Below are 19968 nucleotides of genomic sequence, written 5' to 3'. Positions count from 1 at the left end.
GGGTGGAATGGTTGAAAAACTTTCCAAGAGGATTTTGAAATGGCAGCAATTACTGCAGCGCTGGTCAAAGAACTGCGCGAGCGTACCGGCGAAGGCATGATGGATTGCAAAAAGGCCCTGGAAAAGGCCGGCGGCGACATCGAGAAAGCCATTGACGACATGCGTGCCTCGGGCGCCATCAAGGCCGCCAAGAAGGCTGGCAACGTTGCCGCTGAAGGCGCTATCGCCGTCAAGACCGACGGTAAGGTCGCCGTTCTGCTGGAAGTGAACTCGCAGACCGACTTCCTGGCCCTGCAAGACGACTTCAAGAACTTCGTCGCCGAAAGCCTGGAAGAAGCCTTCGCCCAGAAGCTGACCGATGCCGCTCCGCTGATCGCTTCGCGTGAAGCTGCTCGTGAAGCTCTGGTCGCCAAGTGCGGCGAGAACGTCAACATTCGTCGTCTGGCTCGTGTCGAAGGCGACGTGGTCGGTGCCTACCTGCACGGCAACAAGATCGGCGCTGCCGTCGTTCTGAAAGGCGGTGACGTAGAGCTGGCCAAGAACATCGCCATGCACGTTGCAGCCTCGAACCCTGAGTTCCTGGATTCGTCGGAAATCTCCGCCGAGGCCATCGAGCGCGAGAAGGGTGTCTTCCTGCAACTGAACGCCGACAAGATCGCTGGCAAGCCGGAAAACATCGTTGAGAACATGATCAACGGCCGTATCACCAAGTTCAAGGCAGAAGCCTCGCTGAAAGAGCAGGCCTTCGTCATGAACCCGGAAGTCAAGGTCGGCGATCTGGCCAAGAAAGCCGGTGCTGAAATCGTTTCCTTCACCTACTTCAAAGTCGGCGAAGGCATCGAGAAACCTGTTGACGACTTCGCTGCCGAAGTTGCCGCCCAGGTCGCTGCCGCCAAGCAGTAAGACGGACTCGTCTGTCGCCCCAAAGAGGCTGCCCGCTCACGCGCGCAGCCTCTTTGTCAAAGCGCACAAGGGTTTATCTGGCCCTGTGCGCTGGCACTGAAGCAGTGCCACGCTACAGTTAGCAGGCTGCACACAGCCCGCACGGAATTTTCTAAAAGTACGCCGCAGGAGAGACTCGCAATGGCTCAGCAGGTGAGTGGTCGCCAACCTCGCTATAAACGCATTTTGCTCAAACTTAGCGGCGAGGCCCTGATGGGCTCGGAAGACTTCGGGATCGACCCGAAGGTGCTGGACCGCATGGCCCTGGAAGTCGGCCAGCTGGTCGGTATCGGTGTCCAGGTCGGCCTGGTGATCGGTGGTGGTAACCTGTTCCGCGGCGCCGCGCTCAGTGCAGCCGGCATGGACCGCGTCACGGGCGACCACATGGGTATGCTGGCCACCGTGATGAACGCACTGGCCATGCGCGATGCGCTGGAGCGCTCGAACATCCCGGCACTGGTCATGTCCGCCATCTCCATGGTAGGCGTCACCGATCATTACGATCGTCGCAAAGCTATTCGCCACCTCAACTCCGGGGATGTGGTAATTTTCTCCGCCGGTACCGGCAATCCGTTCTTCACCACCGACTCCGCAGCCTGCCTGCGTGCCATCGAAATCGATGCCGACGTGGTGCTGAAGGCGACCAAGGTCGATGGTGTGTACACTGCCGACCCATTCAAGGACCCGCATGCCGAGAAGTTCGACCACCTCACCTACGACGAGGTGCTGGATCGCAAGCTCGGTGTCATGGACCTGACCGCAATCTGCCTGTGCCGCGACCACAAGATGCCATTGCGGGTATTCAACATGAACAAGCCTGGCGCCCTGCTGAACATCGTGGTGGGTGGCGCTGAAGGTACTTTGATCGAGGAAGGCGAAGCATGATCAACGACATCAAGAAAGACGCGCAGGAGCGCATGGGCAAGTCCCTCGAGGCGTTGGCCCGCAACCTGGCAGCGATCCGCACCGGTCGCGCCCACCCAAGCATCCTGGATGGCGTCAAAGTCCCGGCCTGGGGTAGCGAGATGCCGCTGAACCAGGTGGCCGCGATCACCGTCGAGGACGCTCGTACCCTGAAGATCGTCGCCCACGACAAGAACCTCAGCGCCGCGATCGAGAAGGCCATCCTGACCTCCGACCTGGGCCTGAACCCATCGAGCGCCGGTACCACCATTCGCGTGCCGATGCCGGCCCTGACCGAGGAAACCCGCAAGGGCTACACCAAGCAGGCCAGCGGCGTTGCCGAGGACGCCAAGGTTGCCGTGCGCAACGTGCGTCGCGATGCATTGGCTGATCTGAAGAAGCTGACCAAGGACAAGGAAATCAGCGAAGACGAAGAACGTCGTGCAGCTGACGAGATCCAGAAGCTGACCGACAAGTTCGTGGCGGAAGTCGATGCTGCGTTCAAAGCCAAGGAAAAGGACCTGATGGCCGTCTGAGGCCAGGACTTTTTCATGGAAAAGACCAAGCAGGCGGCACCCTCGTCGGTGCCGCGTCACGTCGCTATCATCATGGACGGCAACAACCGCTGGGCGAAAAAGCGCCTGCTGCCTGGCGTTGCCGGGCACAAGGCCGGCGTCGATGCGGTGCGTGCGGTGATCGAAGTCTGCGCCGAGGCCAAGGTCGAAGTGCTCACGCTCTTCGCCTTCTCCAGCGAGAACTGGCAGCGTCCGGCCGATGAGGTAGGTGCGTTGATGGAGCTGTTCTTCTCGGCCCTGCGTCGCGAAGCCAAGCGCCTGAACGACAACAACATCTGCCTGCGCATCATCGGTGACCGCTCGCGCTTCCATCCGGAGCTGCAGGCGGCGATGCGAGAGGCCGAGGCGCTGACTGCCGGCAACGATCGCTTCATCCTGCAGATCGCTGCCAATTACGGCGGTCAGTGGGATATCGCCCAGGCCGCCCAGCGCCTGGCGCGCGAAGTCCAGGCCGGCCATCTGCGCCCGGACGACATCACGCCCGGTCTGCTGCAGACCTGCCTTGCCACGGGTGACCTGCCGTTGCCCGACCTGTGCATCCGCACCGGCGGCGAACACCGCATCAGCAACTTCCTGTTGTGGCAGTTGGCCTACGCCGAGTTGTATTTCTCCGACCTGTACTGGCCGGACTTCAAACACGAGGCCATGCGTAGTGCACTGGCCGATTTCGCTTCGCGCCAGCGCCGCTTCGGTAAGACCAGCGAGCAGGTCGAGGCTGGAGCTCGTGCTTAATGCTTAAACAACGCATCATTACTGCGCTGATCCTGTTGCCGATCGCGCTGGGCGGTTTCTTCCTGCTCAACGGAGCGGATTTCGCCCTGTTCATCGGTTTCGTGGTGACCCTTGGTGCCTGGGAGTGGGCGCGTCTGGCCGGGTTGATGGCCCAGCCATTGCGCATCGCCTATGCCGCTGTGGTCGCTGGAGCGCTGATGGTGCTCTATCTCATGCCGGACCTTGCACCCTGGGTGCTGGGGGCGTCGGTGATCTGGTGGGGATTGGCCACCTGGCTGGTGCTCACCTACCCACGCAGTGCTGAGTTGTGGAGCAGTGCCGCTTGCCGTCTGCTGATCGGTCTGCTGGTGTTGTTGCCCGCCTGGCAAGGTTTGTTGCTGCTCAAGCACTGGCCGTTGGGCAATGGCTTGATCCTGGCGGTGATGGTACTGGTCTGGGCTGCCGACATCGGTGCATATTTCTCTGGCCGTGCCTTTGGCAAGCGCAAGCTGGCGCCGCACGTCAGCCCCGGCAAGAGCTGGGAGGGCGTGTATGGCGGCATGGCCGTGAGCCTGTTGATCACCTTGGTGGTCGGGCTCGTGCGCGACTGGGGGCTGGGGCAGTTGCTGCTTGGCCTGGTCGGCGCGGTGATCGTGGTCATGTCCTCGGTGGTTGGCGACCTGACCGAAAGCATGTTCAAGCGTCGTGAAGGCATCAAGGACAGCAGTAACCTGCTGCCCGGCCACGGCGGCGTGCTTGATCGCATCGACAGCCTGACCGCGGCGATCCCGATGTTCGCCGTGCTGCTCTGGGCGGCCGAATGGGGTGTGATGTGAGCCATCCCCAGCGGATTACCGTGCTCGGTGCGACCGGGTCGATCGGCCTGAGCACGCTGGATGTGATCGCCCGCCACCCCGAGCGCTACCAGGTGTTTGCCCTGAGCGGCTATTCGCGTCTGGATGAATTGCTGGCCCTGTGCCTGCGTCATCGGCCGGCGTATGCGGTGGTGCCGGACGTCGATTCGGTCGCCCGCCTGCGTGAAGGGCTGGCGGCGGCGGGCAGCACCACCGAGGTGCTGGAAGGCGAAGCAGGGCTCTGCCAGGTTGCCTCTGCCAGCGAAGTGGACACCGTGATGGCCGCCATCGTCGGCGCTGCCGGTCTGCGTCCGACCTTGGCGGCGGTGCAGGCCGGCAAGAAGGTGCTGCTGGCCAACAAGGAGGCGCTGGTGATGTCCGGCGCGCTGTTCATGGAGGCAGTGCGCACCAGTGGTGCAGTGCTGCTGCCGATCGACAGCGAGCACAATGCCATCTTCCAGTGCTTGCCCGGCGACTATGCTCGCGGCCTGGCGCAAGTGGGGGTGCGTCGTATCCTGCTGACGGCGTCTGGTGGGCCCTTCCGTGAAACCTCGGCGAAGGCGCTGATGGATGTCACGCCGGAGCAGGCCTGCGCTCATCCGAACTGGTCGATGGGGCGCAAGATTTCGGTCGACTCGGCAAGCATGATGAACAAAGGGCTCGAGCTGATCGAGGCCTGCTGGCTGTTTGATGCTGCGCCAGCCAAGGTCGAGGTGGTGGTGCATCCACAAAGCGTGATCCATTCGCTGGTCGACTATGTGGATGGTTCGGTGTTGGCGCAGTTGGGCAACCCGGACATGCGCACGCCGATCGCCAATGCCCTGGCATGGCCTGAGCGGATCGATTCCGGGGTTGCGCCGCTGGACCTGTTCGCGGTCGCCCGTCTGGATTTCCAGGCGCCCGACGAGCAGCGGTTCCCCTGCCTGCGCCTGGCGCGAGAAGCTGCTGAAGCGGGCAATAGCGCGCCGGCGGTGCTCAATGCCGCCAACGAGGTGGCGGTCGAGGCATTTCTCCAGCGGCGTATCCGCTTCCCGGAAATCGCGGGTATGATCGAACAGGTGCTCGAGCAGGAGCCGGTAGTGCCGTTGCCTTCGCTGGATTCGGTGTTCGCCGCCGACCAGCGAGCCCGGGAGCTGTCCCGGGAGTGGTTGAGGCGCCACGGCCGCTGATTTCCCATCGGCCCCAGGCCTGGCTGAACGTCATTCGGAGATGGATATGACTGCGCTCTACATGATTATCGGCACCCTGGTGGCTCTGGGTGTATTGGTCACGTTTCACGAATTCGGCCACTTCTGGGTGGCACGCAAGTGCGGGGTGAAAGTCCTGCGCTTCTCTGTGGGGTTCGGCACGCCGCTGGTGCGCTGGCACGATCGCCATGGCACCGAGTTCGTCGTCGCGGCGATTCCGCTGGGCGGCTACGTCAAGATGCTCGACGAGCGCGAAGGCGAGGTACCGCCGGCGCTTGTCGATCAATCCTTCAATCGCAAATCGGTTGGGCAGCGTATCGCTATCGTTGCCGCAGGCCCCATTGCCAATTTCCTCCTCGCCATCCTGTTCTTCTGGGTGGTCGCCATGCTTGGCAGTCAGCAGGTGCGTCCGGTCATCGGTGCGGTCGAGTCTGGCAGCCTGGCGGCATCTGCGGGCCTTGTGGCAGGCCAGGAAATTGTTTCTATCGATGGCAAGCCGACCAGTGGCTGGTCTGCGGTCAATCTGCAGCTGGTGCGCCGCCTCGGCGAGAGCGGCAGCCTGCGGGTAGGTGTGCACGATGATGGCGGCACGCTGGAGCGCCAGCATGAGATCCGCCTGAACCAATGGCTCAAGGGCGCCGATGAGCCCGACCCGATCCAGTCCCTGGGGCTGCGTCCCTGGCGGCCGGCGGTGAGCCCGGTGCTCGCCGAAATCGACCCCAAGGGACCGGCCGCTGCAGCCGGGCTGAAGAGCGGCGATAAACTCCTGGCGCTCGATGGCGTTGCACTGGGCGACTGGCAGCAGGTGGTAGACGCCGTCAGGGCACGCCCCGACGCGAAGGTGCAGTTGCGTATCGAGCGTGATGGCGCACAGCTGGAGCTGCCTGTGACGCTGGCCCGCAAAGGGGAAGGGCAGGCCTCCGGAGGCTATCTGGGCGCTGGGGTGAAAGGCGCCGAGTGGCCTGCGAACATGCTTCGAGAGGTCAGCTATGGGCCGCTGGAAGCGGTCGGTGAGGGGCTCTCGCGTACTTGGAACATGAGCGTCCTGACCCTTGAATCGCTGAAGAAAATGCTGTTCGGGGAGCTCTCGGTAAAAAACTTGAGCGGACCGATAACCATTGCTAAAGTGGCGGGCGCTTCAGCCCAGTCGGGCGTTGGGGATTTCCTGAATTTCCTGGCCTACCTGAGCATAAGCCTGGGGGTTCTGAACCTGCTGCCCATCCCGGTACTGGATGGGGGGCATTTGCTGTTCTACCTGATCGAGTGGGCGCGCGGTCGTCCGCTCTCTGATCGGGTGCAAGGTTGGGGGGTCCAGATCGGTATCAGTTTGGTCATTGGGGTGATGTTGCTCGCCCTGATCAACGATCTGGGTCGACTTTAACGCTTCGCTCTATTGCGAACCTGCCGCCGTGCTGCGGTGGCGGGTTGTTTATTGCCAGTTGGAATAAAAGGACTTCATGAAACGTCTGCTGCTAACTGCGGTCCTCTCCGCACTGATGATCGCTGAAGTTCACGCCGAGTCCTTCACCATCTCCGATATTCGTGTCAACGGCCTGCAGCGGGTTTCCGCCGGCAGCGTGTTCGGCGCGTTGCCGTTGAACGTAGGCGACCAGGTCGATGACCGCCGCCTGGTGGAGTCGACTCGCTCGCTGTTCAAGACCGGTTTCTTCCAGGACATCCAGCTGGATCGCGACGGCAATGTCCTGATCATCAACGTGGTCGAGCGCCCATCGGTGTCGAGCATCGAGATCGAGGGCAACAAGGCGATCAGTACCGAAGACCTGATGAAAGGCCTGAAGCAGTCCGGCCTGGCCGAGGGCGAGATCTTCCAGCGCGCTACGCTCGAGGGCGTGCGTAACGAACTGCAGCGCCAGTACGTGGCCCAGGGCCGCTATTCGGCCGAGGTCGATGCCGAGGTCGTGCCGCAGCCACGCAACCGTGTCGGCCTGAAGATCAAGATCAACGAAGGTACCGTCGCGGCGATCCAGCACATCAACGTGGTGGGCAACACCGTGTTCAGCGACGAAGACCTCTCCCAGCTCTTCGAACTGAAAACCACCAACTGGCTGTCGTTCTTCAAGAACGACGACAAGTACGCCCGTGAAAAGCTCTCCGGTGACCTGGAACGTCTGCGTTCCTACTACCTGGACCGCGGTTACATCAACATGGACATCGCGTCCACCCAGGTATCGATCACCCCGGACAAGAAGCACGTCTACATCACCGTCAACGTCAACGAAGGCGAGAAGTACACCGTCCGTGACGTGAAGCTTTCCGGTGACCTGAAAGTGCCGGAAGACCAGGTCAAGTCGCTGCTGCTGGTGCAGCCAGGCCAGGTCTTCTCGCGCAAGGTGATGACTACCACCTCCGACCTGATCACCCGTCGACTGGGTAACGAAGGCTACACCTTCGCCAACGTCAACGGCGTGCCGCAACCGAACGACCAGGATCACACCGTCGACATCATGTTCGTCGTCGATCCGGGCAAGCGTGCCTACGTCAACCGCATCAACTATCGCGGCAACACCAAGACCGAAGACGAGGTGCTGCGTCGCGAGATGCGTCAGATGGAAGGTGGGTGGGCATCCACTTATCTCATCGACCAGTCCAAGACCCGCCTCGAGCGCCTGGGCTTCTTCAAGGAAGTCAACGTCGAGACCCCGCCGGTGCCAGGCACCGACGACCAGGTCGATGTCAACTATGCGGTCGAGGAGCAGGCTTCCGGCTCGATCACCGCCAGCGTCGGCTTCGCCCAGAGCGCGGGCCTGATCCTGGGTGGTTCGATCAGCCAGAGCAACTTCCTGGGTACCGGTAACAAGGTGTCCATCGGCCTGACCCGAAGCGAATACCAGACCCGATACAACTTCGGCTTCGTTGACCCCTACTTCACTGCCGACGGCGTGAGCCTGGGCTACAACGCCTTCTACCGCAGCACCAACTACGACGACCTCGACGTCGACGTGGCGAGCTATGCGGTAGACAGCCTCGGTGCCGGCGTCAGCCTGGGCTACCCGATCAGCGAGACCTCGCGCCTGACCTACGGCCTGACCGTACAGCAGGACAAGATCAAGACCGGTCGCTACACCGTGGACGAGATCTTCGACTTCCTCGACAAGGAAGGCGACAACTTCCTGAACTTCAAGGCGTCGATCGGCTGGTCCGAATCGACCCTGAACAAAGGCGTGCTGGCAACCCGTGGTCACTCGCAAAGCCTGACCCTGGAAACTACCGTACCGGGCAGCGACCTGTCGTTCTACAAGCTCGACTACCGCGGCCAGCTGTTCAAGCCACTGAGCAACGACTACACCCTGCGCCTGCACACTGAGCTGGGCTATGGTGATGGTTTCGGCGGTACCTCGGGCCTGCCGTTCTACGAGAACTATTATGCGGGTGGCTTCAACTCTGTCCGCGGCTTCAAGGACAGCAGCCTCGGCCCACGCAGTACGCCGAGCCGTGGCGAAGGCAATCCCGGTGGCAAACCAGGTACCATTCGTGACCCGGACCAGGACCCGCTGCCGTTCGGTGGTAACGTCCTCGTACAGGGCGGTGTCGAGCTGCTGTTCCCGCTGCCGTTCGTCAAGGACCAGCGTTCGCTGCGTACCTCGGTCTTCTGGGATGTGGGTAACGTGTTCGACACCAACTGCGGCTCCAAGCCTGACTGCGCGAAGGTCGGTTTCTCCGACATGGCCAGCTCCGTCGGCCTGGGCGTGACCTGGATCACCGCGTTGGGCCCGTTGAGCTTCAGCCTGGCGATGCCGATCAAGAAACCGGACGACGCCGACACCCAGGTGTTCCAATTCTCTCTGGGCCAGACTTTCTAAGCTTGGCCCTTGCTTAACGACAACGGTTTATCCAGGAGTGCATCGTGCGTAAGTTGACTCAACTGGCCGTAGTGGCCGCGGCGCTGGTCGCCACCCCGGCTTTCGCCGAAATGAAGATTGCCGTTCTGAACTACCAGATGGCGCTGCTCGAATCCGACGCCGCCAAGAAGTACGCTGTCGATGCCGAGAAGAAGTTCGGTCCTCAACTGAACCAGCTGAAGACTCTGGAAAGCAGCGCCAAGGGCATCCAGGATCGACTGATCAAGGGTGGCGACAAGATGCAGCAGCAGGAGCGTGAGCGCCTGGAGCTCGAGTTCAAGCAAAAAGCCCGTGACTTCCAGTTCCAGTCCAAGGAACTGAACGAAGCGAAGGCCGTTGCTGACCGCGATATGCTCAAGCAGCTCAAGCCCAAGCTCGACGGTGCCGTCGAGGAAGTCATCAAGAAAGGTGGTTTCGACCTGGTGCTCGAGCGTGGTGCGGTAATCGATGTCAAGCCTCAGTATGACATCACCCGCCAGGTCATCGAGCGCATGAACCAAGCGCGTTGATATGACCGTAACCATGACGCTCGGTCAGTTGGCCGAGACCCTCGGGGCCACGCTCAGTGGCCCCGAGTCGCTTGAAATCACCGGACTGGCCACCTTGCAGGAAGCCGGTCCGGGGCAGCTGAGCTTCCTCGCCAATCGTCAATACCGCAAATTCCTGGATGACAGCCAGGCGGCAGCGGTACTGATCAAGGCCGAGGATGCCGAAGGCTTCACCGGCAATGCGCTGATCGTCGCCGATCCCTACCTGGCCTACGCCCGTATTTCTCACCTGTTCGATCCAAAGCCCAAGGCTGTGGCGGGAGTTCATCCCAGCGCCGTGGTAGCCGACGACGCCCAGGTGGATGCCAGCGCCAGCATCGGGCCGTTCGCGGTCATCGAAAGCGGTGCGCGCATCGGTGCGAACGTGACCGTTGGCGCGCATTGCTTTGTCGGTGCCCGCTGCATCATCGGTGAAGGTGGCTGGCTTGCCCCGCGTGTGACGCTGTACCACGATGTCACGATCGGCAAGCGTGTCGTCATTCAGTCGGGTGCGGTGATCGGTGGTGAAGGCTTCGGTTTCGCCAACGAGAAAGGTGTGTGGCAGAAGATTGCCCAGATCGGCGGCGTGACGCTCGGTGACGATGTGGAAATCGGTGTCAACACGGCTGTGGACCGAGGCGCGCTCTCGGACACGCGAATCGGCAATGGCGTCAAGCTCGACAACCAGATTCAGATCGCCCACAACGTGCAGATCGGCGACCATACCGCGATGGCGGCTTGCGTCGGGATTTCCGGCAGCACGCGCATCGGCAAGCACTGCATGATCGCGGGTGGCGTCGGCATGGTCGGTCATATTGATGTTTGCGACAACGTCTTCGTCTCCGGCATGACCATGGTCACCCGCTCGATCACCGAGCCGGGCGGCTATTCTTCCGGTACTGCCATGCAGCCGTTGGCCGATTGGCGCAAGAGCGCAGCACGTATACGTCAGCTCGACGAGATGTCCAAGCGTCTGCAGCAACTGGAAAAACGCGTCGAGACCGTGACCTCAGGTGGCCAGCCGGCATCAGAAGGCTGATACCATTTCCTGAGCAAGAGTGAACAGTCGCTAGCTGGCTCCTCTTTGGACTGCAAAAGGAGCGTGTGGTCAGCACCTGCGCTCCCTATTCTTATTACAGGCTTCCCCCCGAAATGATGGACATCAACGAGATTCGCGAATACCTGCCTCACCGTTACCCGTTCCTGCTGGTGGACCGGGTCACGGAGCTGGACTTCGAGGCCCAGAGCATTCGTGCCTACAAGAATGTCAGCATCAACGAGCCGTTCTTCAACGGCCATTTCCCGGCGCACCCTATCATGCCGGGCGTGCTGATCATCGAGGCGATGGCCCAGGCGGCCGGGATTCTCGGCTTCAAGATGCTCGATGCGAAGCCTGCCGATGGCACTCTTTACTACTTCGTCGGCTCCGACAAGCTGCGTTTCCGCCAGCCAGTGCTGCCGGGTGACCAGCTCGTGCTGGAGGCCAAGTTCCTCAGCCGCAAGAGCATGATCTGGAAGTTCGAGTGCCGTGCTCTGGTCGACGGCAAGGCCGTCTGCTCGGCCGAGATCACCTGCGCGGAACGCTCCCTATGAGTTCGATTGATCCGCGGGCGATCATCGATCCGTCGGCCAGGCTGGCTGACGGCGTCGAGGTCGGCCCTTGGTCGATCGTAGGCCCCGATGTCGAAATCGGGGAGGGCACCGTCATCGGTCCGCATGTAGTGCTCAAGGGGCCTACCCGGATTGGCAGGCACAACCGCATTTATCAGTTCAGCTCCATCGGCGAAGACACACCTGACCTCAAGTACAAGGGTGAGCCGACGCGCCTGGTGATCGGCGATCACAACGTGATCCGCGAAGGTGTCACCATTCATCGCGGCACTGTGCAGGACCGTTCGGAAACCACGCTTGGCGATCACAACCTGATCATGGCCTATGCCCATATCGGTCATGACAGCGTGATCGGCAACCATTGCATCCTGGTCAACAATACTGCGCTGGCCGGTCATGTGCATGTGGGCGACTGGGCGATCCTGTCCGGCTATACCCTGGTGCACCAGTACTGCCATATCGGCGCTCACGCGTTCTCTGGCATGGGCACGGCGATCGGCAAAGATGTTCCGGCGTTCGTCACGGTGTTCGGCAGTCCGGCCGAGGCGCGCAGCATGAACTTCGAAGGTATGCGCCGTCGCGGTTTCAGCGATGAGGTCATTCATGACTTGCGCCGTGCCTACAAGATCGTCTATCGCCAGGGGTTGACCGTGGAAGAGGCGATCAAGGAACTGGACGAACTGGCCGGGCAGCACCCGGAGGTCGAACTGTTCCGCCAGTCGATCCTCAATTCTGCCCGCGGCATCACCCGCTGACATGGCGTCGCTTTGCGTAGCGCTGGTCGCCGGTGAGGCCAGCGGCGATATCCTCGGTTCCGGCCTGATGCGCGCGCTCAAGGCGCGCCATCCCGATGTTCGCTTCATTGGCGTCGGTGGTCCGTTGATGGAAGCCGAGGGCATGCAGTCGTACTTCCCCATGGAGCGCCTGGCGGTGATGGGGCTGGTCGAGGTGCTTGGGCGCCTGCGTGAATTGCTCAAGCGGCGCAAGGACCTGATCCAGACACTGATCGCCGAGAAGCCCGACGTGTTCATCGGCATCGACGCCCCGGATTTCACCCTCAACATCGAATTGAAGTTGCGTCAGGCCGGGATCAAGACCGTGCATTACGTCAGCCCGTCGGTCTGGGCCTGGCGGCAGAAGCGGGTGCTGAAGATCCGCGAAGGCTGCGACCTGATGCTGACGCTGTTGCCCTTCGAAGCGAAATTCTACGAAGAAAAGGGTGTACCGGTCCGCTTCGTCGGCCACCCGTTGGCTGACACTATCCCGCTGGAGGCCGATCGTGCTGGGGCACGTGCTTCGCTGGGATTGGGCGACGGCCCGCTGGTAGCCTTGATGCCGGGCAGTCGCGGCGGCGAAGTGGGGCGCCTTGGCGAGTTGTTCCTCGATACTGCCAAGCGCTTGCAGGCGCTGGTACCCGGTGTGCGTTTCGTTTCGCCTTGTGCCAGTCCGGCGCGTCGTGCGCAGCTCGAGCAGATGCTGCAGGGGCGCGAACTGCCGTTGACCCTGCTCGACGGTCAGTCGCACCAGGCACTGGCCGCCTGTGACGCGGTGCTGATCGCTTCAGGCACTGCAACCCTCGAAGCCTTGTTGTACAAGCGCCCGATGGTTGTCGCCTATCGTCTTGCGCCGCTGACCTTCTGGATTCTCAAGCGCATGGTCAAGAGCCCCTACGTGTCGCTGCCCAACCTGCTGGCCCGGCGTTTGCTGGTCCCCGAGTTGCTGCAGGACGCCGCAACGCCCGAAGCGCTGGCAACCACGCTGGCTCCCTTGGTGGCAGACGGTAGCGAGCAGACCGATAGCTTCGATCAGATTCACCGCACCCTGCGCCGCGACGCCTCGAACCAGGCTGCCGACGCGGTGCTGGCATTGTTGAAGGATCGATGACATGCAGATGGGACTGGATTTCAACCTGGTCGAAGACCTGGTCGCGGGTGTCGACGAAGTCGGGCGTGGCCCACTGTGCGGTGACGTGGTCACTGCAGCGGTGATCCTTGATCCGCAGCGGCCGATCCTGGGTCTGAACGACTCGAAGAAGCTTACCGAGGCGCGTCGCGAGCTGCTGTTCGACGAAATCTGCGAAAAGGCCCTGGCCTTCTGTGTCGCTCGTGCCACGGTCCTCGAGATCGACCAGCTGAATATCCTGCAGGCCACCATGCTGGCCATGCAGCGCGCGGTGGAAGGGTTGAGCGTTACGCCGAAACTGGCGTTGATCGATGGCAACCGCTGCCCGAAACTGTCGGTACCAGCAGCGCCGGTGGTCAAGGGCGACTCCCAGGTGCCTGCCATCGCTGCCGCGTCGATCCTGGCGAAGGTCACGCGTGACCGTGAGATGAGCGCCTTCGAGCTGATCTATCCGGGCTACGGCATCGGCGGGCACAAGGGCTACCCGACACCTTTGCACCTCGAAGCCCTGGCGCGACTGGGGCCTACGCCCATCCATCGGCGTTCGTTCGCACCAGTGAGGGCTGCGTGGGAGGTCCGTGAAGGGCTTTCCAGCACGCTGATCTGATCTGCCGGGGCCGCTATGCGGCCCCAAAACATTCTGGCTAATTACGCTACAATCCCGCCCTTGTCGTTCAGCATTGCCACAGGATCTTCAATGTCGGTCTCCTTCGTTCACCTTCGCGTGCACTCCGAGTTCTCCCTGGTCGACGGCCTGGTGCGGATCAAGCCGCTGGCCAAGGCCCTGGCTGGAATGAACATGCCGGCGGTGGCGATCACCGACCAGAGCAACATGTGCTCGCTGGTGAAGTTCTACAAGACCGCCATGGGCGCAGGGATCAAACCGATCTGCGGCGCCGACCTGTGGCTGGCCGGTGCCGATCCGGAGGCACCGCTGTCGCGTATCTGCTTCCTGGCGATGAATCCCCAAGGCTATCGCAACCTGACCGAGCTGATCTCCAAGGGCTGGACCGACGGCCAGCGCAACGGCCTGGTGATCATCCAGCGCGAATGGATCGCGCCCGCCAGCGAGGGCTTGATCGGCCTGTCCGCCGCGCGTGAGGGCGATATCGGCATGGCACTGCTCTCCGGTCGTACCGGCGAGGCCGAGGCCCTGTTGCGCGACTGGATGCAGATGCTGCCGGAGCGCTTCTATGTGGAAGTGCAGCGCACCAACCGGGCGGGCGACGAAGAATATCTGCATGCTGCCGTTGCGCTCGCCGACAAGGTCGGCGCGCCGTTGGTGGCGACCAACGATGTGCGCTTCATCAAACAGTCCGACTTCGATGCCCACGAGACCCGCGTCTGCATCGGCGAGGGCTGGACCCTGGACGACCCGCGGCGCCCACGCGCCTACAGCGACCAGCAATACCTCAAGACGGCCGAGGAGATGGCCGAGCTGTTCAGCGACCTGCCGGACGCCATCGCCAACACCGTCGAGATCGCCAAGCGCTGCAACATCACGGTGCAGTTGGGCAAGTACTTCCTTCCCGACTTCCCGACGCCCAACGGCATGGGCATCGACGACTACCTGCGCCACGTCTCCTACGAGGGCCTGGAAGAGCGTCTGGCCGTGCTCTGGCCGAAAGAGACCACCCCCAATTACGAAGAGAAGCGCCAGGTCTACCTGGACCGCCTGAAGTTCGAGCTGGATATCATCATCCAGATGGGCTTCCCCGGTTACTTCCTGATCGTTATGGACTTCATCAAGTGGGCCAAGAACAACGACGTGCCGGTGGGCCCGGGGCGGGGTTCGGGGGCTGGCTCGCTGGTGGCCTACGTACTGAAGATCACCGACCTCGACCCGCTGGCCTACGACCTGCTGTTCGAGCGCTTCCTCAACCCTGAACGTATTTCCATGCCCGACTTCGACGTCGACTTCTGCATGGATGGTCGCGACCGGGTGATCGACTACGTGGCCGAGGCCTACGGGCGCAATGCGGTGAGCCAGATCATCACCTTCGGCACCATGGCCGCGAAGGCGGTGGTGCGTGACGTGGCGCGTGTGCAGGGCAAGTCCTACGGCCTGGCCGATCGCCTGTCGAAGATGATCCCGTTCGAAGTGGGCATGACCCTGGAGAAGGCCTACGAGCAGGAAGAGATCCTGCGCGACTTCCTCAAGGGCGACGAAGACGCTCGCGAGATCTGGGACATGGCCCTCAAGCTCGAGGGGGTCACTCGCGGTACCGGCAAGCACGCCGGTGGCGTGGTGATCGCGCCGACCAAACTCACCGATTTCTCGCCGATCGCCTGTGACGAAGAGGGCGGCGGCCTGGTGACCCAGTTCGACAAGGACGACGTCGAGGCTGCGGGCCTGGTGAAGTTCGACTTCCTCGGCCTGCGGACACTCACGATCATCAAGTGGGCGATGGAGATCATCAACCGCGAGCAGAAAAAGAAAAACCTGCCCGACGTCAACATCGACTTCATCCCGCTGGACGACCGCAAGACCTACGAGCTGTTGCAGAAGGCCGAGACCACGGCGGTGTTCCAGCTTGAATCGCGCGGCATGAAAGAGCTGATCAAGAAGCTCAAGCCCGACTGCCTGGAAGACCTCATCGCACTGGTGGCGTTGTTCCGCCCCGGCCCGCTGCAGTCGGGCATGGTGGATGACTTCATCAACCGCAAGCACGGCCGCGCTGAGCTGGCCTACCCGCACTCCGATTACCAGTACGAAGGCCTCAAGCCGGTACTGGCCCCCACCTACGGCATCATCCTGTACCAGGAACAGGTGATGCAGATCGCCCAGGTGATGGCCGGCTACACCCTGGGTGGCGCCGACATGCTGCGCCGGGCGATGGGCAAGAAGAAGCCCGAGGAAATGGCCAAGCAACGCGGCGGTTTCATCGAAGGCTGCGTGGCCAACAACATCGACGCGGACCTGGCCGGTAACATCTTTGATCTGGTAGAGAAATTCGCAGGTTACGGCTTCAACAAGTCTCACTCCGCGGCCTATGGCCTGGTCTCGTACCAGACCGCCTGGCTCAAGACCCACTACCCGGCGCCGTTCATGGCTGCGGTGTTGTCGGCGGATATGCACAACACCGACAAGGTGGTGGTGCTGGTCGAGGAAGTGCGCAGCATGAAGTTGCGCCTCGACGCGCCGGACGTGAACTTCTCCGACTTCAAGTTCACCGTCAACAACGACGGTCGTATCGTCTACGGCCTGGGTGCGATCAAGGGGGTGGGTGAAGGCCCGGTGGAGGCGATCGTCGAGGCACGCGCCGAAGGTGGACCGTTCAAGGACCTGTTCGACTTCTGCGAGCGCGTCGACCTCAAGCGCATCAACAAGCGTACCCTCGATGCGCTGATCCGCAGCGGTGCGCTCGATCGCCTGGGCCCGCACTTCCATGACGAGATCAAGGCCTATCAGGCCAACATCGACCGCAACCGCGCGGTGCTGCTGTCGGCGCTCGAGGAGGCGATCAAGTCGGCCGAGCAGACCGCCCGCACCGCTGACAGCGGGCATATCGACCTGTTCGGTGGGCTGTTCGTCGAGGAAGACTCCGATGTCTATGCCAACCACCGCAAGGTCCGCGAGCTCACGCTCAAGGAGCGGCTGAAAGGCGAAAAGGACACCCTCGGGTTGTATCTCACCGGCCATCCGATCGATGAGTACGAAACCGAGATCCGCCGTTTCGCTCGTCAGCGCATCGTCGACCTCAAGCCTTCGCGCGAGACCCAGACCATCGCGGGGATGATCATTGCCCTGCGGGTGATGAAGAACAAGAAGGGTGACAAGATGGGCTTCGTCACCCTCGACGACCGCTCCGGTCGCATCGAGGCTTCGTTGTTCGCCGATGCGTTCATGGCGGCTCAGGCGCTGCTGCAGACTGACGCCATGGTGGTGGTCGAAGGCGAGGTCAGCAACGACGACTTCTCCGGCGGCCTGCGCCTGCGCGTCAAGCAGGTGATGACCATGGAGGATGCCCGCACCAAACTGGCCGAAAGCCTGCGCCTGAAGATCGCCCACGAAGCGCTCAAGGGCGATCGCCTGGCCTGGCTGGGCGAGCTGATCACCCGTCATCGCGGCGGTTGCCCGATCACGCTCGAGTACACCGGCAGCGATGCCAAGGCCATGCTGCAGTTCGGCGACGAGTGGTCGATCGACCCCGCCGATGGCCTGATTCAGGCGCTGCGTGACCAGTTCGGACGTGAGAACGTCTTCCTGCAATACCGTTGAAACGACGAATTTTAATCTCGACCTGAATGCGCCAGATCCCGTAAGGTATGGCGCCAAACGGATCAACCGGCCGGCCGCCTGGCCGTAGACCCAAGACGGATGCCTATGAACCCGAATTTTCTCGATTTCGAACAGCCGATTGCCGACCTGCAAGCCAAGATCGAAGAGCTGCGCCTGGTCGGTAACGACAACTCGCTGAACATCAGCGATGAAATTGCCCGTCTGCAAGACAAGAGCAGCACCCTGACCGAAAGCATCTTCGGCAACCTGACCAGCTGGCAGATTGCCCGCCTGGCACGCCACCCGCGTCGTCCGTACACCCTGGACTACATCGACCACATCTTCACCGAGTTCGAAGAGCTGCACGGCGACCGTCACTTCTCCGACGACGCCGCGATCGTTGGCGGTACCGCGCGCCTGGACGGCAAGCCGGTGATGGTCATCGGTCACCAGAAGGGCCGCGAAGTGCGTGAGAAGGTCCGCCGCAACTTCGGCATGCCGCGTCCTGAAGGCTACCGCAAGGCCTGCCGCCTGATGGAGATGGCCGAGCGCTTCAAGATGCCGATCCTGACCTTCATCGACACCCCGGGTGCCTATCCGGGTATCGACGCGGAAGAGCGTAACCAGAGCGAGGCCATCGCCTGGAACCTGCGCGTCATGGCGCGCCTGAAAACCCCGATCATCGCCACCGTGATCGGTGAAGGTGGTTCGGGCGGCGCACTGGCTATCGGCGTGTGCGACCAGCTGAACATGCTGCAATACTCCACCTACTCGGTGATCTCGCCGGAAGGTTGCGCCTCGATCCTGTGGAAGACCTCCGACAAGGCGCCGGACGCTGCCGAAGCAATGGGCATCACCGCTGAGCGCTTGAAGAGCCTGAACATCGTCGACAAGGTGATCGGCGAGCCACTGGGCGGCGCCCACCGCGATCCGGCCAAGATGTCCGCCAGCATCCGTGCCGACCTGCTCGAGCAGCTCGACATGCTGGGCAAGCTCGACAACGATACCCTGCTCAAGCGTCGCTACGATCGCCTGATGAGCTACGGTCTCTGATTGGCAGGGGCGCCTGGCGCCCCATTCGCAGGCAAGCCGTCTCCCACTCGTGCGTTTTCTGTGGGAGCGGGCTTGCTCCGCGATGCGGTCCTCAGTGAGGCAACCATGCTCGACCTCACCCAATCCCTCTTCCCCTGGCTTAAAGCCCCCGCCTGGCACGTCGCCTTCTCCGGCGGCCTCGACTCCACCGTCCTTCTAAACCTGCTCGTCGACTACGCTCGCGATCATGAAGCACCGCCATTGCGTGCCGTACATATTCATCACGGTCTGCAAGCGGCTGCTGACGCTTGGCCTGCACATTGTCAGCAGGTCTGTGATGCGCTGGGTGTCGAACTGCGCGTGATCCATGTCCAGGTTGAGCCTGTCGCCAGTCTCGAGCAAGCCGCCCGCACCGCGCGATACGACGCGTTCACAGCGCTTCTGGGCCCCGACGAAGTGCTGTTCACCGGCCAGCACCGCGAAGACCAGGCAGAGACCCTGCTGTTTCGCCTGTTGCGTGGTGCCGGTCTGCGCGGCCTGGCGGCGATGCCTGCTTCCCGTCCGCTGGGGCAGGGGCAGTTGGTCAGGCCGTTGCTTGATCTGGCGCGGGATCAGTTGCAGCGATATGCCCAGGCATCGGGGCTGAGATGGATCGAAGACCCGTCCAACACCGATAGCCGCTTCGCCCGCAATTTCCTGCGCGCCGAAGTGTTCCCGCTGCTACGCCAGCGCTGGCCGCAAGCGAGCCAGAGCCTGGCACGCAGTTCCGCGCACCTGGGCGAGGCCCTGGCGCTGCTGGACGAACTCGCCGCCTCCGACATCGCTGCCGCAAGCGCCGGAGCAGTGGTGCCTTGGCAATGCCTGGACTCGCTGGACATGGGAGTGCTGGCGGCGCTCTCGCCGGCGCGCCAGCGTAACGCCTTGCAGTACTGGCTGAGCAGTCGTACACGTCTACCCGATAGCCGCCATTGGGCCGGCTGGGACAACCTGCGTGATGCGGCAGCTGATGCCCAGCCGCTCTGGCGCCTGACCGATGGCGAGCTGCAGCGCAGCCATGGACGGCTGTGGTGGTTGAGCGGCGATTGGCTGCAAGCGCCGCAGGGCGGGGTGGCTTGGCCGGATCCGAGCCAGCCGCTCTCGTTACCCGGCAATGGCAGCTTGCAGCTGGTGGGTGTCATTCCTGGGTCTGGCCTGCATGTCACCTATCGCCAGGGCGGCGAAGTCCTCGATATTCCAGGGCGCGGCCACCGCGACCTGAAGCGCCTGCTCAACGAGCACCGCGTGCCGCACTTCGTGCGTCATCGCCTGCCACTGCTTTGGCAGGGCGAGCGCCTGCTGGCGGTGGCCAACCTGCCGGAGCAGGGGCAGACCGACTGGCAACTGCAGTGGCAGCCGCCGACGAACGTGCAAGGTTTGAGCTGAAGGGTACATTCCGGTAGACTACCCTCCCTTCTTGATACAGCTTCTGTGGGTTCCGCGAAAACACAGGAGTTGCCGATTACCAAGCAGTTTTTTGCTGGGCTGATTCTTAAAATGACGAGCGAGCTCCACACTGGGGATACCCCCGGTCTGTACAGACGCGGCAGTTGTTCGAGATGCACTGTGATTGACGCAGGTGATCGGGGGCTTCGGCCTTCCTTCG

General features: G+C 62.3%; 17 protein-coding genes. All 17 read left to right on the top strand.

Features of this window, described 5'->3' with window-relative positions:
- The first annotated feature begins 39 nt into the window (after positions 1–39).
- Positions 40–903 (top strand): translation elongation factor Ts, encoded by an 864-nt coding sequence (gene tsf / locus AB688_RS22275; RefSeq protein WP_063545921.1) that lies wholly within the window; start codon positions 40–42, stop codon positions 901–903.
- A 180-nt stretch (positions 904–1083) separates the two neighbouring features.
- On the top strand, positions 1084–1827 hold the full coding sequence (gene pyrH / locus AB688_RS22270) for a UMP kinase (RefSeq protein ID WP_023381972.1): 744 nt from the start codon (positions 1084–1086) through the stop codon (positions 1825–1827).
- Positions 1824–2381, top strand: coding sequence for a ribosome recycling factor (gene frr, locus AB688_RS22265; protein ID WP_054891079.1), 558 nt, complete (start codon positions 1824–1826; stop codon positions 2379–2381). Before pyrH ends, frr begins: the two co-directional genes overlap by 4 nt.
- Before the next feature lie 15 nt (positions 2382–2396).
- Positions 2397–3152: a polyprenyl diphosphate synthase gene (gene uppS, locus AB688_RS22260; protein WP_054891078.1), complete on the top strand. Its 756-nt coding sequence runs from the start codon at positions 2397–2399 to the stop codon at positions 3150–3152.
- Positions 3152–3967, top strand: a complete 816-nt coding sequence (locus tag AB688_RS22255) for a phosphatidate cytidylyltransferase (RefSeq protein WP_054891077.1) — start codon at positions 3152–3154, stop codon at positions 3965–3967. The genes uppS and AB688_RS22255 overlap by 1 nt, the downstream gene beginning before the upstream one ends.
- Positions 3964–5154, top strand: coding sequence for a 1-deoxy-D-xylulose-5-phosphate reductoisomerase (ispC, locus tag AB688_RS22250; RefSeq protein ID WP_054891076.1), 1191 nt, complete (start codon positions 3964–3966; stop codon positions 5152–5154). Before AB688_RS22255 ends, ispC begins: the two co-directional genes overlap by 4 nt.
- A 46-nt stretch (positions 5155–5200) precedes the next feature.
- Positions 5201–6553, top strand: a complete 1353-nt coding sequence (gene rseP / locus AB688_RS22245) for an RIP metalloprotease RseP (protein ID WP_063545920.1) — start codon at positions 5201–5203, stop codon at positions 6551–6553.
- Positions 6554–6629: 76 nt separating this feature from the next.
- Positions 6630–8993 (top strand): outer membrane protein assembly factor BamA, encoded by a 2364-nt coding sequence (gene bamA, locus AB688_RS22240; protein ID WP_063545919.1) that lies wholly within the window; start codon positions 6630–6632, stop codon positions 8991–8993.
- A 44-nt stretch (positions 8994–9037) separates the two neighbouring features.
- Positions 9038–9541, top strand: coding sequence for an OmpH family outer membrane protein (locus AB688_RS22235; protein WP_054891073.1), 504 nt, complete (start codon positions 9038–9040; stop codon positions 9539–9541).
- Position 9542: 1 nt separating this feature from the next.
- Positions 9543–10598 (top strand): UDP-3-O-(3-hydroxymyristoyl)glucosamine N-acyltransferase, encoded by a 1056-nt coding sequence (gene lpxD, locus AB688_RS22230; protein ID WP_063545918.1) that lies wholly within the window; start codon positions 9543–9545, stop codon positions 10596–10598.
- Positions 10599–10711: 113 nt separating this feature from the next.
- Positions 10712–11152, top strand: coding sequence for a 3-hydroxyacyl-ACP dehydratase FabZ (fabZ, locus tag AB688_RS22225; protein ID WP_054891071.1), 441 nt, complete (start codon positions 10712–10714; stop codon positions 11150–11152).
- On the top strand, positions 11149–11925 hold the full coding sequence (gene lpxA, locus AB688_RS22220; RefSeq protein ID WP_054891070.1) for an acyl-ACP--UDP-N-acetylglucosamine O-acyltransferase: 777 nt from the start codon (positions 11149–11151) through the stop codon (positions 11923–11925). Before fabZ ends, lpxA begins: the two co-directional genes overlap by 4 nt.
- Before the next feature lies 1 nt (position 11926).
- Positions 11927–13054 carry a lipid-A-disaccharide synthase gene (gene lpxB / locus AB688_RS22215; RefSeq protein ID WP_054891069.1) on the top strand — a complete coding sequence of 376 codons (1128 nt, stop codon included), beginning with the start codon at positions 11927–11929 and terminating at the stop codon, positions 13052–13054.
- A gap of 1 nt (position 13055) precedes the next feature.
- Positions 13056–13679: a ribonuclease HII gene (gene rnhB, locus AB688_RS22210; protein WP_063545917.1), complete on the top strand. Its 624-nt coding sequence runs from the start codon at positions 13056–13058 to the stop codon at positions 13677–13679.
- A gap of 90 nt (positions 13680–13769) precedes the next feature.
- Positions 13770–17294: a DNA polymerase III subunit alpha gene (gene dnaE, locus AB688_RS22205; RefSeq protein WP_063545916.1), complete on the top strand. Its 3525-nt coding sequence runs from the start codon at positions 13770–13772 to the stop codon at positions 17292–17294.
- Positions 17295–17399: 105 nt separating this feature from the next.
- Complete coding sequence (accA, locus tag AB688_RS22200) at positions 17400–18347, top strand: acetyl-CoA carboxylase carboxyl transferase subunit alpha (protein ID WP_054891066.1); 948 nt, start codon at positions 17400–17402, stop codon at positions 18345–18347.
- Between the two features lie 105 nt (positions 18348–18452).
- Complete coding sequence (tilS, locus tag AB688_RS22195; RefSeq protein ID WP_063545915.1) at positions 18453–19748, top strand: tRNA lysidine(34) synthetase TilS; 1296 nt, start codon at positions 18453–18455, stop codon at positions 19746–19748.
- Positions 19749–19968: the final 220 nt, after the last annotated feature.

It is taken from the genome of Pseudomonas putida (assembly GCF_001636055.1).
In the GTDB taxonomy this organism is placed as follows: Bacteria; Pseudomonadota; Gammaproteobacteria; order Pseudomonadales; family Pseudomonadaceae; genus Aquipseudomonas; species Aquipseudomonas machongensis.
This window is presented reverse-complemented; position numbering and strand designations above follow the sequence as displayed.

Coding starts and splice junctions, on each gene's coding strand:
- fabZ (WP_054891071.1), top strand. CDS start 10,712: ATGATGGACATCAACGAGATTCGCGAATACCTGCCTCACCGTTACCCG.
- tilS (WP_063545915.1), top strand. CDS start 18,453: ATGCTCGACCTCACCCAATCCCTCTTCCCCTGGCTTAAAGCCCCCGCC.
- lpxD (WP_063545918.1), top strand. CDS start 9,543: ATGACCGTAACCATGACGCTCGGTCAGTTGGCCGAGACCCTCGGGGCC.
- lpxB (WP_054891069.1), top strand. CDS start 11,927: ATGGCGTCGCTTTGCGTAGCGCTGGTCGCCGGTGAGGCCAGCGGCGAT.
- rnhB (WP_063545917.1), top strand. CDS start 13,056: ATGCAGATGGGACTGGATTTCAACCTGGTCGAAGACCTGGTCGCGGGT.
- AB688_RS22255 (WP_054891077.1), top strand. CDS start 3,152: ATGCTTAAACAACGCATCATTACTGCGCTGATCCTGTTGCCGATCGCG.
- pyrH (WP_023381972.1), top strand. CDS start 1,084: ATGGCTCAGCAGGTGAGTGGTCGCCAACCTCGCTATAAACGCATTTTG.
- lpxA (WP_054891070.1), top strand. CDS start 11,149: ATGAGTTCGATTGATCCGCGGGCGATCATCGATCCGTCGGCCAGGCTG.
- rseP (WP_063545920.1), top strand. CDS start 5,201: ATGACTGCGCTCTACATGATTATCGGCACCCTGGTGGCTCTGGGTGTA.
- accA (WP_054891066.1), top strand. CDS start 17,400: ATGAACCCGAATTTTCTCGATTTCGAACAGCCGATTGCCGACCTGCAA.
- tsf (WP_063545921.1), top strand. CDS start 40: ATGGCAGCAATTACTGCAGCGCTGGTCAAAGAACTGCGCGAGCGTACC.
- dnaE (WP_063545916.1), top strand. CDS start 13,770: ATGTCGGTCTCCTTCGTTCACCTTCGCGTGCACTCCGAGTTCTCCCTG.
- uppS (WP_054891078.1), top strand. CDS start 2,397: ATGGAAAAGACCAAGCAGGCGGCACCCTCGTCGGTGCCGCGTCACGTC.
- frr (WP_054891079.1), top strand. CDS start 1,824: ATGATCAACGACATCAAGAAAGACGCGCAGGAGCGCATGGGCAAGTCC.
- bamA (WP_063545919.1), top strand. CDS start 6,630: ATGAAACGTCTGCTGCTAACTGCGGTCCTCTCCGCACTGATGATCGCT.